The sequence below is a fragment of the Nonomuraea angiospora genome, from assembly GCF_014873145.1.
In the GTDB taxonomy this organism is placed as follows: Bacteria; Actinomycetota; Actinomycetes; order Streptosporangiales; family Streptosporangiaceae; genus Nonomuraea; species Nonomuraea angiospora.
In genome coordinates this window covers 2327049-2342215 of record NZ_JADBEK010000001.1, presented here as the reverse complement: position 1 = coordinate 2342215, position 15167 = coordinate 2327049, and the positions used below count along the sequence as shown (strand labels likewise).

Here is a 15167-nt window from a genome sequence, read left to right as displayed (position 1 = left end):
TCTTCGGTCCTTTCACGTTGGGAATCTCATGACCATGACCTCTGCCGCCGCCGTGCGCCGCGAGCCGTTGCCGCTGACCGCGGTCACCATCGACGACGAGTTCTGGGCGCCGCGCCGCGAGCTGATCCGTACGCGTACGCTGCGGCACCAGGAGGGCCAGCTGCGCCGGCCCGGACAGCAGTTCGACGCCCTGAGCCTGTCCTGGCGGCCGGGTGACCCGGACGAGCCGCACATCTTCTGGGAGAGCGACGTCGCCAAGTGGATCGAGGCCGCCAGCTACTGCCTGGCCACCACCGACGACCCCGAGCTCGACCGGGCCGTGGACGAGGCGATCGAGCTGCTGGCCGGCGCGCAGCAGGACGACGGCTACCTCAACGTGTACTTCACCGTTGTCAAGCCGGGGGAGCGGTTCACCGACCTGCGCGACGCCCACGAGCTCTACTGCGCCGGCCATCTCATCGAAGCCGGGGTCGCCCACTTCGAGGCGACCGGCAAGACCCGGCTGCTCGACGTCGTGCGCCGCTACGCCGACCTGATCGACACCGTCTTCGGCGCCGACGGCCCCCGCGCCGGTGGCTACTGCGGGCACCAGGAGATCGAGCTCGCGCTGGTCAAGCTCTACCGCGTGACCGGCGAGCGCCGCTACCTCGACCTCGGCCGGCGCTTCATCGACTGGCGCGGGGAGCAGCCCTACTCGTTCGAGGCCGAGCTGCGGCGCCGCGGCACGCCCGGCTACTTCGGCACCAGGCTCCCCCGCAAGCCCGATGACCTGCGGCGCTTCCGCGAGTACAACCAGAGCCACCAGCCCGCCGCCGACCAGGCCGAGGCCGTCGGCCACTCGGTCCGCGCCATGTACATGTACAGCGCGATGACCGACCTGGCCGGCGAGTACGGCGACGACCGGCTGCTCCAGGCCGTGCGCCGGCTGTGGGCCGACGTCACGGACAAGAAGCTGTACATCACCGGCGGGCTCGGCTCCGACCCCCGCATCGAAGGCTTCGGACCCGCGTACGACCTGCCCGACGCCCACGGCTACGCCGAGACCTGCGCCGCGATCGGCCTCGTCCAGTGGGCGCGGCGGATGAGCGACCTCACCGGCCACGGCCACTACGTCGACGTCCTCGAACGCGCCCTGTACAACGGCGTCCTCAGCGGCGCCTCCGCCGACGGCACCCGCTACTTCTACGGCAACCCCCTCGCCAGCCACGGCACCGTCACCCGGCAGGAGTGGTTCGACTGCGCCTGCTGCCCGCCCAACCTCGCCCGGCTGCTCAGCGAGCTCGGCCGCTACGTCTACGCCCAGGGACCCGGCGAAGCCGTCGTCAACCTGTACGTGGCCGGCACCGCTCGCTTCACCTTCGCCGGCGGCGAGGTCACCCTCCGCCAGGACACCGCCTACCCCCGGGAAGGCCGCCTGGCCATCACCGTCACCCACGCCGGCGACGGGGTGGACTTCGCGCTCGCCGTCCGCATCCCCGGCTGGAGCCGGCGGCCCACCGTCACCGTCAACGGCGAACCCGTTGACCGGCCCGGCCTCCGCGACGGCTACTGCACCCTGTCCCGCCGCTGGCGGACCGGCGACGTGGTCGAGATCGACCTCGGCATGGAGATCCGCCGGACCTGGGCGCATCCCGCCGTCGCCGCCACCGCCGGCAAGGTCGCCCTCGAACGCGGTCCGATCGTGTTCTGCCTGGAGGGCGTCGACCACGACTGCGCCGTGCACAGCCTCGTCCTCGCCCGCGACGTCCCCGTCCACGCGGTCCCGGACGAGCGGACCGGCGTCGTCACCCTGAGCGCCGACGCCACCACCGACGCCACCGTGGACGCCGGGACCGACGGCTCGCTGTACGGCGACCGCCCTCCGGCCCGGCGCGGCGTCACGATGACCGCCGTGCCGTACTTCTCCTGGGCCAACCGCGGCCTCTCCGACATGACCGTATGGATTCGGGAGTGAAAGAGAAGCGTTACGGAAGTCTTGGCTGCGACGCTCTTGGGGTCATCGAGCGAAGGCAGGTTCTCCATGCGGAACAAGATCATGCGAGTGCTGGTCCCGGCGGCCGCCCTGGCGATGGCCGTGACAGCCGGCGCCGGCGTGCCCGCGAGCGCCGAGGTCAAGGTCGGTTACATCAAGAGCGTCCACCGCACCTTGGCGCAGTGCGAGGCGGCGGGCTGGAAGTACTCCGGGGACCACGAATACTGGGACTGCGACTGGGACAGCCCGTTCTGGGCTCTCTGGGTGTTGAAGTAACCCGTCGCCCGGGTTCCCGTATCCCCCTTCCGCACGATCATCTCTCGCTAGCATCACAGCGGGGGAGTCGGGACGTGAAGGGGGCTCATGGAATCGGAGGTGCGGTTCGCGCTGCTCGGGCCGGTATCGGTCGACGGGCCTGAGGGGCCGATCGCGCTGGGCTCACCGAAACAGCGGACCGTGCTGGCCGCCCTGCTGCTCCACGCGAACCGCACGGTGTCGGACGACCGGCTCGTCGATCTGATCTGGGGCGAGCGGTCGCCGCGTACGGCCGTCTCGCGCCTGCAGGTCTACATCCACGAGTTACGAGCGCTGGTCGGCAAGGAGCGCATCAGCCGCGTCGGCGCGGGCTACCGCATCCACACCGGCGCGGACGAGCTCGACCTGCAGCTGTTCGAGGGGCACAGAGCCGCCGCGCGCGCCGACGCGGAGCAGGGGCGTCACACCGACGCCGTGTTACGGCTGCGCGCCGCGGCGGGGCTGTGGCGCGGCCCCGCGCTGGCGGGGACCAGCGCCCAGCTGATCCGCCAGGAACGCCCCGGCCTCGAGGACAGGCGGATCTGCGCCCTGGAGGAGCTGTACGACTCCGAACTCGCGGCCGGGCGGCACGCCGAGATCGTCGGCGAGCTGCACACGGCGGTGGCCGAGCACCCGCTGCGCGAGCGGCTGCTGGGCCAGCTCATGCTGGCCCTGCACCGGTGCGAGCGCCGCGGCGAGGCGCTGGCGGTGTACCGGGAGTCGAGACGGCGGCTGGTCGACGAACTCGGCATCGAGCCCGGCCGCCCCCTGCGCGAGCTGCACCAGCGGCTCCTGCGGGACGACGAACCGGGCTCACCCGGGGAGGGCGCGCACCCGGCGCCCCTTCCGCCGCGACCGGAGCCCTTCGTCGCACGGCCGGCCGAGCTGCCCAGGGACGTGCCCGCGTTCGCCGCCCGCGACGCGGAGCTGGCCTGGCTGGACGAGTGCCTGGCCGGCGGCGACGGCGTGTGCGTGCTGAGCGGCACGGCCGGGATGGGCAAGACGGCCCTCGCGCTGCACTGGGCGCACCGGGCCAAGGACCGCTTCCCCGACGGGCAGCTCTACCTCGACCTTCGCGGCTATGACCCGCACCGCGAGCCGCTGACCCCGACGGCGGCGCTGACCCGGCTGCTGGTCTCGCTCGGCGTCGATCCCGAACGGGTGGGGGGCGGGTTCGAGACCCAGCTCGGCCTCTATCGCTCGCTGCTGGCGGGGCACTCGTACCTGCTGGTCCTGGACAACGCCCGCGCGGCGGCCCAGATCGAGCAGCTCCTGCCCCCGAACGGCGTGGCGCTCGTGACCAGCCGGCACCGCCTGGGCGAGCTGGTGGCGTTCGCGGGCGCCAGGCAGCACTCGCTCGGCCCGCTGTCCGAGGCGGACGGCCGGGCGCTGCTGGACGGCGTGCTCGGGCCGGCGGGCGGCCCGGCCGAGTCGCACGCGCGCGGCGAGCTGGTGCGCGCGTGCGGCGGGCTGCCGCTCGCGCTGCGCATCGCCGCCGCGAACGCCGCCGCCCGCCCCGAGGACGGCACCGCGGCGGTCGCGGCGGAGCTGGCCGCCGGCAACCCGCTGGCGGGGCTCACCGTGGACGGCGCCAAGGACAACGCCGTCACGGTCGCCTTCTCCGCCTCCTATCGCCTGCTCGCCCCCGCCGATCAGCGGGTCTTCCGCCTGCTCGGGCTCGTGCCCGGCCCCGATGTCACCGTGGCGGCCGCGGCGGCGGTCACCGGCCTCCCGCGGGACGCGGCACGCGCCTCGCTCAGGGCCCTGGCCGCGGCCCACCTGCTCGAACACCACATCACCGACCGCTACCGCTTCCACGACCTGGTCCGCCTGTACGCGGTGGCGGAAGCCGGGCGCGACTCCGAGCGTGAGCCGGCCTGGCAGCGCCTGTTCGGCCACTACCTGGAGCTGGGCGCGGCCGTCGCCGCCCGGTGCGCGCCCGGCGAGTCCCTGCTCTCCGGCCCGCAGCCGGGCCCGGACGCCCGCGAGCTGCCGTCCCCCGAGGCGGCCGACGTCATCAACCTGCTGGCCGCGCTGAGATGCGCGATCGAGCGGGAGCCCGGCCCGGCCGTCTGGCGCCTGGCCGACATGGTCCGCGCCATCTGCGCCCGCACCGGACGCATCGGCGAGTGGATGGAGATCGCGCCGCCCCTGCTGGAGGCCGCCTCCGCGCACGACGTGCCGGCCGTGACCGCCATGCTGCACACCGGCATGGGCGACGGCCTCTTCCGCGTCGGCCGCCGCGAGGAGGCCGTCGGGCACCTGGAGCAGGCCGTCCGCATCGCCTGCGAGAGCGGCGAGCGGGAGGGCGAGGCGGCGGCCAGGATGGGGCTGAGCTTCGCGCGGGCGTGGACGGGCGACCTCGTCGAGGCGATGGCCGACAACGTACGCGCCGCGCAGCTCTTCGGCGAGCTCGGCTCGGTGCCCGGCCAGGTGCGGGCACTCAACGCGCTCGGCTACCAGCACCACCACTTGGGCCGGCTGGAGCTGGCCGAGGAATACTGCAGGCAGGCACTCGCGCTGAGCCGGCGCCACGATCTGCCCTACGCCGAGGGGGCCGACCTGCGGCAGCTGGGCGCCGTGCTCCTCGACCAGGGCCGGTACGGCGAGGCGGAGACCTGCCTGCGGCAGTCGCTCGCCCTGATCACCTCGATAGGCGGCCACGGCGCGGCCACGACGCAGATCTGGATCAGCCGGCTGCACTGGGAGAACGGCCGGTGGGCGCAGTCGCGGGACGAGGCGCTGGCGGCGCTCGGCGTGTGCCGGGGCCAGGGGGACCGGCTGGTGGAGGCGGCGGCGCTGGTCGCCCTGGCCGACGCCGGGGTCCGCCTCGGACTGACGGCGGAGGCCGCGGACAGCCTGGACCTGGCCGGCGACCTCATCGGCGCGGGCGGCCTGAACTGGCATCTGGCCTACGCGCTGCTCGCCCGCGCCCGGCTGCTCGACGCCCTGGGCGACCAGGAGGGCGCCGTCCGCCACGCGCTGCGGGGACACGCCGTGGCGTCCGAGAGCGCGTACCGGCTGCCGGAGCTGGCCGCGCTGACGGAGCTGGCCAAGCTGGAACGGCGACGCGGCGACCGCGAGGCGGCGGCGCGCAGGGCCGGCGAGGTCCTGCGGCTGTGCCGGGAGATCGGACACGCACCCTGCGAGAAGAAGCTCGCGCCGCTGCTGGAGGACGCCAGGTAGCTCTCCTCTCCGTCCTCATGTGGCCTGAGCTGCGTGGACGAGGCTCTTCCCAGGTGCAATTCACCACATGGACATCCTCCGGCGCTCAAATAGTCATCGGCTGTCGCCACGATCGGCGCATGCACCGCTCACATGCCTTCCGGACGGCCGCGGCCGCCGCCGGCGCCGCTCTCTCACTCGCCCTGCTCGCCGTTCCCGCCCAGGCGACGACTTCCCGGGACAACGGGATCAAGGGCGTCAGCCTGGCGTTCCTCGGCCGGTTCTCGACCGGGTCGGTCGGTGCCGGGGCCTCCGAGATCACCTCCTACGATCCCGCCACCAAGCGCGCCTTCGTGGTGAACGCGCAGGCGGGAACGGTGGACGTCCTCGACCTCCGCGACCCGCGCAACCCGGAGCGGGTCACCTCCCTGGCCGCTCCCGGAGCCAACAGCGTCGCCGTGAGCGGAGGTCTGGTGGCCGTCGCGCAGCAGGCGGCGAAGAAGACCGGCCAGGGGAAGGTGACGCTGTTCCAGGCCGGTTCCGGCAAGAAGCTCAAGGAGTTCGCCGTGGGGGCGCTTCCCGACATGGTGACCTTCGGCGAGGACGGCCGCCGGCTGGTCGTCGCCAACGAGGGCGAGCCGGAATCGTACTGCGCGGGCGCCGCCGACGACCCTGAGGGGTCGGTGAGCGTCATCGACGTGAAGCGCGGCACCGTACGGACGGCCGACTTCCGGGCGTTCAACGACCAGGCCGAGGCGCTCCGGGCCGCGGGCGTGCGCATCCCAGGTCCGGGCGCGACGGTGGCGCAGGACCTGGAGCCGGAGTACATCACGGTGGCCGGTGACACGGCATGGGTGACGTTGCAGGAGAACAACGCGGTGGCGATCGTCGACCTCGCCCGCGCCAAGGTGCGGCGGATCGTGCCTCTCGGCCTGAAGGACTTCGGCAAGGTCGGCCTGGACGCCTCCGACAAGGACGGGAAGATCGACATCCGGCCCCGGGCCGGCGTCAAGGGGATGTACATGCCCGACGCGGTCGCGCACTTCCGCTCGAAGGGGCAGACGTACCTCGTCACCGCCAACGAGGGCGACGGGCGCGACTGGGACTGCCACATGGACGAGGTGCGCGTGAAGGACCTGACGCTGTCGGCGGAGACGTTCCCGAACGCCGCCGAGCTGAAGAAGGACGCGGAGCTGGGCCGCCTGACCGTGGCCGCGGACTCGCCGAAGGACGCCTCGGGCGCCTACCGGGAGCTGTACGCCTTCGGCGCCCGCTCGATCTCCGTGCGCTCCGCCACGGGCGCGCTGGTCTGGGACTCGGGGGACGAGCTCGAGCAGCTGATCGCCCGGGAGCTGCCCAAGGAGTTCAACGCCGACAACGAGGAGAACGACTCCTTCGACAGCCGCAGCGACAACAAGGGGCCGGAGCCCGAGGGCGTCGCGGTGGGTCAGGTGCGGGGGAGGACGTACGCGTTCGCCGGGCTCGAGCGGGTCAGCGGGGTGGTGGCCTACGACGTGACCGACCCCCGGCGCCCGGTCCTCGCCGACTATCTCAACACCCGCGACTTCGCCGGATCCGTCGAGGACGGGACCGCCGGCGACGTCGGCCCGGAAGGTGTGCTCTTCGTGTCCGCGGCGGACAGCCCGACCCGCCGGCCGCTGCTGATCGTGGGCAACGAGGTGAGCGGGACCACCGCCATCTACGAGATCCGGTAGGCGCCCCGACCGGCTCCCGACGCGCCGCCCGAGGTCCGCGAGGTAACGTCCTCGTCACAGGTGCAGCTGGCCGCGATCCGCGCCGGTCCGGTCGTCGAATGCGCGGCGGAAACCTGACCGGAGGCCCTCATGGCTCGACGAATCTCCCTCCTGCTCGTCCTGGCCTTCTCGGCGCCGGCGCTGCTCGCCGGCACCGCCAACGCCGCGACAGCCATCGAGTACGGGCTGCTGGCCGCGCCGGCGCCCTGAGAGCGGGCAGATGGGCGGATGCCCGGCATCCGCCCACCTCGGGGGGCGATGGACGTCGTCAAGCGGCCGGAGGGATCGGTGGGCGCTGTGGCGGTGACCGCGGCTTCAGTCGGCGACGAGCCGGGTGTCGTCGGCCTGCTCGCGCTGGCGCCGCAGCTCGTAGGTGCCCGGTGCGATGCCGGTGAAGGCGTGTTCGGGGTGCGCGAGATAGGCGGTCGCGTCCTCGGTCACGGTCAGGACGCCGAGCACCATTCCGCCGCCGAAGCGCTCCGGCGTGAAGAACGCCTTGCCGGTGGCGAGCAGGAGGTGGGTGTTGGCCCCGCCCTGGCCGCGGACGATCGGGACGCCGGTCTCGGGGACGGGGGTGCGGGCCGGGTCCCGGTTGACCGGTACGACGGCGACATCGCCCTGGAACTGCAGGCCGGACAGGATGGGGATCTCGGCCTGCCGGTCGAGGTGCTCGTCGACGGTGACGCCGAAGGTGGCGATGGCCTGCTCGATGGTGGGCATCTTCTCTCGGGCTCCTTTGCCGGTGGGCGGGGTCAGGATCGTCGTTGCGCGCCGGCGTACTGCGCCGGGGTGAGGCCGTAGGTCCAGGCGGCGGCCTGGATGGGGTCGGTGCAGTCCGCGGGGACGGTGAGGCCGAAGCGGCGGCGGGTGCCGTCCCGCTCGACGGTGCCGTTGGTGCACAGCAGGACCCGCACGTGCGTGGTGTAGATGTCATCGGGCACGTCGTGCAGGGTGAGGGTCTGCCCGGGATTGCCGGGATCGGGTACGGCGGGCCCGATCTGGGCCAGGCCGGCCTCGGTGATGAAGCGGTCCCAGCCGCGGCGTTCGATGGCGCAGCGGCGGATCTCGGCGTTGGTCTCGCGGAGGATCTCGTCGGCGGTGAGGGTGTCGTCGATGACGGCCCGGGTGACCTGGGTGCCGTGCCAGAAGTAGACCCCGAACCCGTCGGACCAGCCGGCCGCGGGACCGTCGGCGCGGTGCGGCCGTTGCGCGGCCCCGGCGCCCTCGCCGACCTGCTCCAGGTGCAGCTCGGTCGGGCGCGGGCAGAGCATGACGAAGTCGAGGAAGGGCCACCACCACCAGCCGGCGGGCGCGGACCGCGCCGCCTCCTGCTCCACGGCGCCCTGCGGCGGCCGATCCTCGTCGCGCCCTGAGGCCGGGTCGTGTCCTGGGGGCGGGGCCTGTCTGAAGTGGCCGACCAGGGGCAGCCAGGTGCCGGAACGCTGGAAGGCCAGGTGGGCCCGCCACAGCCGGCGTACCTCGCCGCGGATCGTGTCCTGCCGCGGGCCGCCCACCGCCGCGTCCACCGCCGCCCCCACGGCCGTCTCCGACGCGGCGGCGACCAGGTTCAACACGCCGGCCAGCGCATTGCGGCCCTCCTCGCGGGCGGGCAGGTCCCGTACCGCCGAGGCCAGCGCGGAGCCCATCGTCGCGGCGATCTCGGCGTGCAGGGCGGTGGCGGCCGCGCCGTACACCGGATCGCTCGCCGCCCCGTCGGCCGCGACCCGGACCGCGGCGCGCACGGCGTGGCCGACGCTCTCGCCGGCGGTGCCGTCCACCGCGCGGTAGACGGACTCCAGGACGCGGTTGTTGCGGTGGCCGGTGCTCAGGCAGGCCGCGATCGGTGCGGCGAACGCGCCGACGAGCGGTGAGGACACCCACACGACCCGTTCCGGGAACGGGACCCCGATCTCCCGGTAGCAGGCACGGGCGGCGGACTCCCACGCCCGCCTCTCGGCGGCGGCATCGTCGTCGTCCCGGCCCTGCTCAGGACCCGGTGAATTCACGGTGGAGACCTCCAAGTGAGGCGGGCCCCCTGGCTCCGCCCGAGAGCGCCGCGACGACACCGTGCCGCCTGGGACACGTAGACGATCATGTACTCGGCGCAGCACGATACCTGCCCGCGCGGTCATCCGGGGTCCGTTTACAGATGATGCGCGGCGCCTTGACACATCTGTCGATCTCCGTACATTCGTACGAATGCAAGCGACCGCCGTCGAAGACGCGTTACGGGCTCAGCCCGATGACCTCGCCTCGTGGGACGCCTACAGTGACCGGCTGCTGGAGCAGGGCGACGCCAGAGGCACGCTGATCCGCCTCGAACAGCGCCTGGCGCGGACCCGTCCCGCCGACCGCCCGGCCATTGAGCGGGAGATCGCCGACCTCGTCGCGGAGCACGAGGGCGGGTGGGACGACGGGTTGCCGGCGACGGTGCGGGTGCTGGCCCGCCGGTACGGCTTCGCCACGGAGGTCGCCGTCCCGTGGTCGGACGACGTCCGCGAGGTCGTGGAGCAGGTGCTGCGCGGCCGGTTCGTCACCAAGCTGCGGATCTGGTCGGACGCGGAGTCCGACGAGGACGAGGACTGGGACGACGAGGATGACGACTGGGACGAGGACGACGACGAGGACGACGAGGACGACGATGAGGAAGGTGGGGGTCGGTCCGGGCGCCCGGACATGGAGGCGCTCAACGGGCTGGATCTCGGCCGGCTCGCCGGGCTCGACCTCTCCTACCTGGACCTCGGCCCGCACGGCGCCGAACTCCTCGCCGCCTCGCTCCGCACGGACCGGTTGCGGGCACTGGAACTGCGGTACTGCCGGATCGGCGACGCCGGTCTGGCGGCCCTCGCGGCGTCCCCGCACCTGAGCGGACTGCGCCGCCTGCACCTGCAGCGCAACAAGCTGAGCGCCGACGGCGTGCGCTCCCTGCACCGGTTCCCGGAGCTGACCGAGCTCGACCTGCGCTACAACGACCTCGGCGAGGCCGGCGCGCAGGCCCTGATCGCGGCCCCGTTCGCCGGGTCCCTCGCGCGGCTGTGGCTGTACGGCTCCGATGTGGGCCGGGACGGCGTGCGCGAACTGGCGCACGCCGCGAACCTTCCGTCCGGACTGCGCAGCATGTGGAGGTCCATGTGAGCATCGAACTCCGGGATCGCTTCTTCGTCCTGTCGGCCGGCGACGCGCCCGCCGAGGAGGCCGCCCGATACCGGGCGGAGGTGGACGCGACCGACGCCGAGCCGGCCGCGACGGTGGACGGGCTGGACCTTTCCTGGCATCCGTCGGCGCGGTTCAAGGCGGTGCGGTTCATCGACGCCGAGCGGATCGACGAGCGGGTGCGGGACCTGTTCGCCCGGCCGAGCGCGGACGCGCCGTACCTGGCGGCGGTGTTCGTGGATCCGCACGAGTTGTCGTTCCGCACGTTCGAGAACATCGTCCCGCTGGACCGCCTGTTCGAGGGCGTGCCGCTGGAGGCGGAGCTGGCCGAGCGGGCGGAGCTCGCGGAGGGGGTGTTCTCGTTCTCGCTGCGGTTGCCGGCCGAGGCCCGGACCCGCCTGGAGCGGCTGGACGAGCTGAAGCTGTACGTGCCGCCGTTGAACGCCGGGTCCCGGGGCGGTGAACGGTTCATCTTCCACTCGGCGCTGCTGGCCGAGGCGTTGAGCGCGGCGGTGGCCGACGCGTTGCCGCCGGCGACGGCGGAGGGGTTCTCGCACGTGAACCCGGTGTTCAGGTGCAACCGGTTCGAGCCCGGCGACGCGAACTTCCACCGGCACCGGGACACGCCGTACTTCGACGCGGCGCGGCGGCACATCTCCCGGTACACGGTGCTGCTCTACCTGACCGGCGGCACGGGGTCGCCGGCGCTCGACCTGGTCGGCGGCGCCGCGCTCGGCGAGATCGGCGAGTTCACGTGCGTGATCTTCGACCAGCGGTACGAGCACGAGGGCGCCCCCTACCGCGACGGCCGCAAGGTGTTCCTGCGTACCGAGCTGATCTTCGCCGCCGACGAGGTCACCGAGGCGCCGGAGATCGGCGAGCTGTTCAGCAAGGCGTGCTATCTCACCGGTGAGAGCGTGTTCGCGCCGGAGCTGGCCCGGCACGCCGACGCGTACTACAACCAGGTGGCGGCCGCCCACTGGAACGGCCTGGGGGAGGGCCCCACCCGCGAGACCTTCGTGCACAAGGAGTTCCGCGGGGTGCACTTCGTGACCAACGGCTACGACTTCTGGTTCGCCAAGAGCGAGGAGCTGTCGCCGGCGGAGTGCGCCGCGCTCACCCTGCTCGACTACTTCAACTGCAAGCTCGGCGACACCGCGTTCCGGGCGCTGTGCGAGACGGAGGTGATCGAGTCCGACGACGCCGGCTGGATCCCCGAGTTCCTGAGTGCCAGGCGCGGCGGGTCCGTCATGACGCGGGTGGACAAGTCCGGATTCTTTCCCGAGCCGGAGGAGCCGAACCTCCGGATCTGCTGCCCGTTCCACTCCTCCGGACGCTACGACCCCACGCGCCACGACGAGATCATCGATCTCTACACCGACGCGCAGTCCTTCGCCAAGGCGCACATCCTGCCCGCGCCGATCCTCATGCTCGGCGAGGACGTGGCCCTCGACCCGGACCGGTTCGTCATCCAGGACAACCTCATCCACGTGCTCGGCAAGGGCGCGCTCCAGCCGGTGAACTTCGCCGCCTGCTGGAACGACGAATCCATCCCCGAGGACTACGTGGTCGTCGCGGCCAAGGTCGGCGTGGCGCAGTTCCTCGTCCCGCCCATCATCTACACCGAGTCCGCCGGCTGCCGGCACCTCAGGTTCGACTTCTTCCGCAACTCGTGGATGGTCGACCACCAGCGGGCCACCATCCCCGTCCCGAGGATCACCGAGGACGACTGGGCCGACCCGGGCGAGAGCCGCGCCTGGCGGCGCTACGTGGACGACTCGCTCGTCGACGACGAGCACCCGCTGCCGCCCAGCGACCTGTGGGACGACGAAGAGGACGACTGGGACGACGAGGACGGCTGACGCGCTCGGGGGATCAGCGGCGGGCGTCGTAGACGAGGTTGGCGGGGCTCTGCGCGGCCAGCTTCCAGGTGCGCAGGCCGGCCTCGTGCGCGATGCGCCGCAGGGCGTCCTCGCCGGCGTGGTTCCCCAGCGCGTACGGCCCCTTCTGGGCCAGCGCCCCGGGCAGGCACAACGTCGCGGACGTCGCCGTGAACGCCCGGCCGAGCGGGTTGATGTTGTCCTGGGGCGCCGCGGCGGCGTTCGGCTCGACGATCAGGCAGGCGCCGCCGGCGGCCAGCGTCCGCGCGGCGCGCCGGAACGCGGCGCCGGGGTCACCGAGGTCGTGCAGGCAGTCGAAGAAGGTGATCAGGCCGTAGTCGCCGCCGGGGAAGTCGCCCGCGCCCGCGACCTCGAAGCTCACCCGGTCGGCCAGCCCCTGCTCCGCCGCCGCCCGCCGCGCCCTCTCGACGGACGGGCCGTGGAAGTCGAAGCCGTGGAAGCGGGAGCGGGGGTACGCGTGCGCCATGAGCAACGTGCTGTGGCCGAAGCCGCAGCCGACGTCGGCGACGGACATGCCCCGCTCCAGCCCCTCCACCACGCCGTCCATGGCCGGCAACCACTCCTGCACCAGGGACGCCGCGTAGCCGGGGAGGAAGAACGCGGCCACCCCCTCGTACAAGGCGGGCCCGTGCTCCTCCCAGCCCACGCCGCCGCCGGTCCGGTAGGCGTCCACCAGCGCGTCCTCGGTGGCGTAGAGCGGCTGGAGCATGGCGAACGCCCCGGCCGAGTACGCGGGAGAGGCCGGGTCCGCGAGCACGGCGGCGTGCTCGTCGGGGAACACATAGGTGTCCGTGCCGGGCTCGTGGCGCACGTACTGGCCGGCCACCTGGGAGGCCAGCCACTCCCGTACGTACCGCTCGTCGAGGCCGGTACGGGCGGCGAGCGCCTCGGAGGTCAGCGGCCCGGCACCGGCCATCGCCTGGTAGAGCCCGAGCCGGGTGCCGATCGACGTGCAGAGGCCCGCGAGGGCGGCACCGTTGTCGATCATCACGCGTTCCAGGAACTCCTTCACCCGATCCTGGTCAAGCGTCTTCTCCATGGTTTCCCCCGTTGTTTGCGAGCGCAAATCTATATAAACAGTGACAATCACAGCTATATAAACGGTGAAAACCCGCCCAAGCGCACGTCTTTCTCTGAAGAGGCGGGAAACGCCCCCGATTCCCGCCTTCTTTGTCTTCAGTGCGCGGTCGTGAACAGGGCCGCCTCGGTCATGCTCGCGGCGCGCGACGGTCTCGCCGGGCCTCCAGCTCCTGCGGGCTGACCGGGATCAGCATCGGCTGCCCGGGCGCGCAGAACATCGTCACCACGAACGCCGACTCCTCGTCGGCCAGGTGGTTGCCGTCCTGGTAGTGGATCACGTCCCCACCGGGCTCCCAGAACGCCTCACCGGCCCGGACGACCCGCACGGGCTCGCCTTCGAGCTCGAAGTTGATGGCGCCCTTGACCACGTACCCGTACGCGGGGCCGGAGTGGCGGTGCGGCGGCGCGCCCGGGCTGTCCGGCGGCAGCGTGACCAGGATCGTCATGGCCTCGGCGCCCTCCGGCGCGGGCGGCGCCCCCGGCACGGTGGCGACGATCTCGATCTTCGGTAGCGGCCCGCTCTTGTCGGGGCTCTCCAGCTGGTGGGCGTGAGCCTGATCGATGCTCATCGGGGTTCCCTTCACGGGACGGTGGCCGGCTCGGTCCGGCCGTGTACCAGCTCAGACAAGGCAGCGCCCCGATGTGTGACAGCGCGCTGACCCGTCAGAGGGCCAGCGCGGCCATGAAGGCCATGCTGGCCGCCATTCCGGCCGAGCAGACGTCCTGACCGAACATTCTTCGGTCCGCGCCGCGTGCGGGCAGGACGCGGACGAGCCGGGCGCAGGTCCAGGCCAGCCCGATGGCCAGGGCCACCGCGGCCGGCGCACCGCCTCCGTGCGGGTGCCCGGACGCGGCGCCGGCGAGAGGGGGCGAGCCGGACGCCGTCAGCACCAGGAGGATGGACATGACCACGAAGTCCTGGATGTGATGGCCGGTCTCGGCGCGGCGGGAGGGGGAGCCGCACAGCCAGCCGGCGGTCAGCAGCGCGAGCACCGCGGCGGGCAGGAACCAGCCGCCCAGGTGCCCGGCCGCCATGCCGAGCGCCATGACGACGTGCGGCCACCTCCTGGTGGGATGCGCGGAGGGCAGCAGGGCCGGGGCGAGGGCGAGGGCGCACCCGGCGGAGATCCCCGCCGCGTGGAGGACGGCCTGCATCAGGCGGTCTCGACTTTCACCGGGCAGGCACTCCTCGTTTTCCGAACTGGCCGAGATGGTAGTCGCCGGGGCGATGCCGGCACCAGGGTGGTCACCCTCTCTGACAGGACGGCTCGGCGAACCGTGACAGACGTATATGTCTCCAGAAAAACGGATTTTTCCCGATATTTCTGTACTGAGGGTTGGCCCAATAATTGCCCTTCTGGCCATTAAAATGAGTCGATGTCTGATCCCCGACGCCCGCTGGACCGGCTGCGCAGAGCCTTCAACCGCCACGACGTGGACGATCTCGCGGACACCTTCAGCCGCGGTGCGGTCCTCGTCGCGCCGGACGGCGTGGGCCAGGACAGGGACGAGATCGCCTCCTACTACGGCGCGTTCATCGAGGCGTTCCCGGACTCGAGGTGCACCATCCAGTCGCTCACGATCCTGGGTGACACCCTGGTGGCGGAGTACACCCTGAGCGGCACGCACAAGGGCGCCTACCTGATGCCCGGAGGGGGCGTGGCCCCGGCGACCGGCCGCCCCATCCTCGTGCGCGCGTGCAGCGTCTCGACCGTGGAGGACGATCTCATCGTCAGCCACCGCATCTACTACGACCAGTTGGAGCTGGGCGCCCAGCTCGGCGGCGAGCTCTGCTTCGAGGAGGACGAGAGGCCGGCCTGAAAACCCTTTGCCCGGCGGCGGTCGAGG

The 15167-nt window shown here is 72.5% G+C and carries 12 protein-coding genes; 7 read left to right on the top strand and 5 right to left on the bottom strand.

All coding sequences use genetic code 11. The features are described from left to right. Nucleotides 1-34: 34 nt before the first annotated feature. From H4W80_RS10715 to H4W80_RS10700, 4 genes are all read left to right on the top strand, one after another. Entirely contained in the window at nt 35-1954 is a 1920-nt protein-coding gene (locus tag H4W80_RS10715; RefSeq protein WP_192784951.1) for a glycoside hydrolase family 127 protein, read from the top strand. Between the two features lie 66 nt (nt 1955-2020). Beyond that, the gene (locus H4W80_RS10710; RefSeq protein WP_192784950.1) at nt 2021-2248 is read left to right on the top strand and encodes a hypothetical protein; all 228 of its coding nucleotides are present in this window, start codon (nt 2021-2023) and stop codon (nt 2246-2248) included. A gap of 87 nt (nt 2249-2335) precedes the next feature. Beyond that, complete coding sequence (locus tag H4W80_RS10705; RefSeq protein WP_192784949.1) at nt 2336-5452, top strand: AfsR/SARP family transcriptional regulator; 3117 nt, start codon at nt 2336-2338, stop codon at nt 5450-5452. Nucleotides 5453-5571: 119 nt separating this feature from the next. Beyond that, on the top strand, nt 5572-7146 hold the full coding sequence (locus H4W80_RS10700; RefSeq protein ID WP_192784948.1) for a choice-of-anchor I family protein: 1575 nt from the start codon (nt 5572-5574) through the stop codon (nt 7144-7146). A 354-nt stretch (nt 7147-7500) separates the two neighbouring features. Here H4W80_RS10700 and H4W80_RS10695 read toward each other — a convergent pair whose 3' ends face one another. Then, on the bottom strand, nt 7501-7905 hold the full coding sequence (locus H4W80_RS10695; RefSeq protein WP_192784947.1) for a hypothetical protein: 405 nt from the start codon (nt 7903-7905) through the stop codon (nt 7501-7503). 32 nt (nt 7906-7937) lie between these two features. Continuing rightward, entirely contained in the window at nt 7938-9191 is a 1254-nt protein-coding gene (locus tag H4W80_RS10690; protein ID WP_192784946.1) for a DUF6745 domain-containing protein, read from the bottom strand. Nucleotides 9192-9384: 193 nt separating this feature from the next. On the opposite strand from H4W80_RS10690, the gene H4W80_RS10685 reads away from it, so the two are divergent. Then, nucleotides 9385-10320, top strand: coding sequence for a leucine-rich repeat domain-containing protein (locus H4W80_RS10685; RefSeq protein WP_192784945.1), 936 nt, complete (start codon nt 9385-9387; stop codon nt 10318-10320). Further along, nucleotides 10317-12200: a hypothetical protein gene (locus tag H4W80_RS10680; protein ID WP_192784944.1), complete on the top strand. Its 1884-nt coding sequence runs from the start codon at nt 10317-10319 to the stop codon at nt 12198-12200. The genes H4W80_RS10685 and H4W80_RS10680 overlap by 4 nt, the downstream gene beginning before the upstream one ends. A 13-nt stretch (nt 12201-12213) precedes the next feature. Here H4W80_RS10680 and H4W80_RS10675 read toward each other — a convergent pair whose 3' ends face one another. The 3 genes from H4W80_RS10675 to H4W80_RS10665 form a co-directional block, all read right to left on the bottom strand. Then, a complete protein-coding gene (locus H4W80_RS10675) occupies nt 12214-13278 on the bottom strand; it encodes a class I SAM-dependent methyltransferase (RefSeq protein ID WP_192784943.1) in 1065 nt (354 codons plus the stop codon). A 169-nt stretch (nt 13279-13447) separates the two neighbouring features. Then, a complete protein-coding gene (locus H4W80_RS10670) occupies nt 13448-13888 on the bottom strand; it encodes a cupin domain-containing protein (protein WP_192784942.1) in 441 nt (146 codons plus the stop codon). Between the two features lie 94 nt (nt 13889-13982). Next, the gene (locus tag H4W80_RS10665) at nt 13983-14474 is read right to left on the bottom strand and encodes a hypothetical protein (protein ID WP_192784941.1); all 492 of its coding nucleotides are present in this window, start codon (nt 14472-14474) and stop codon (nt 13983-13985) included. 222 nt (nt 14475-14696) lie between these two features. Between H4W80_RS10665 and H4W80_RS10660 the strand changes: the two genes are divergently transcribed. Further along, the gene (locus H4W80_RS10660; protein ID WP_192784940.1) at nt 14697-15140 is read left to right on the top strand and encodes an ester cyclase; all 444 of its coding nucleotides are present in this window, start codon (nt 14697-14699) and stop codon (nt 15138-15140) included. The last annotated feature ends 27 nt before the right edge of the window (nt 15141-15167 follow it).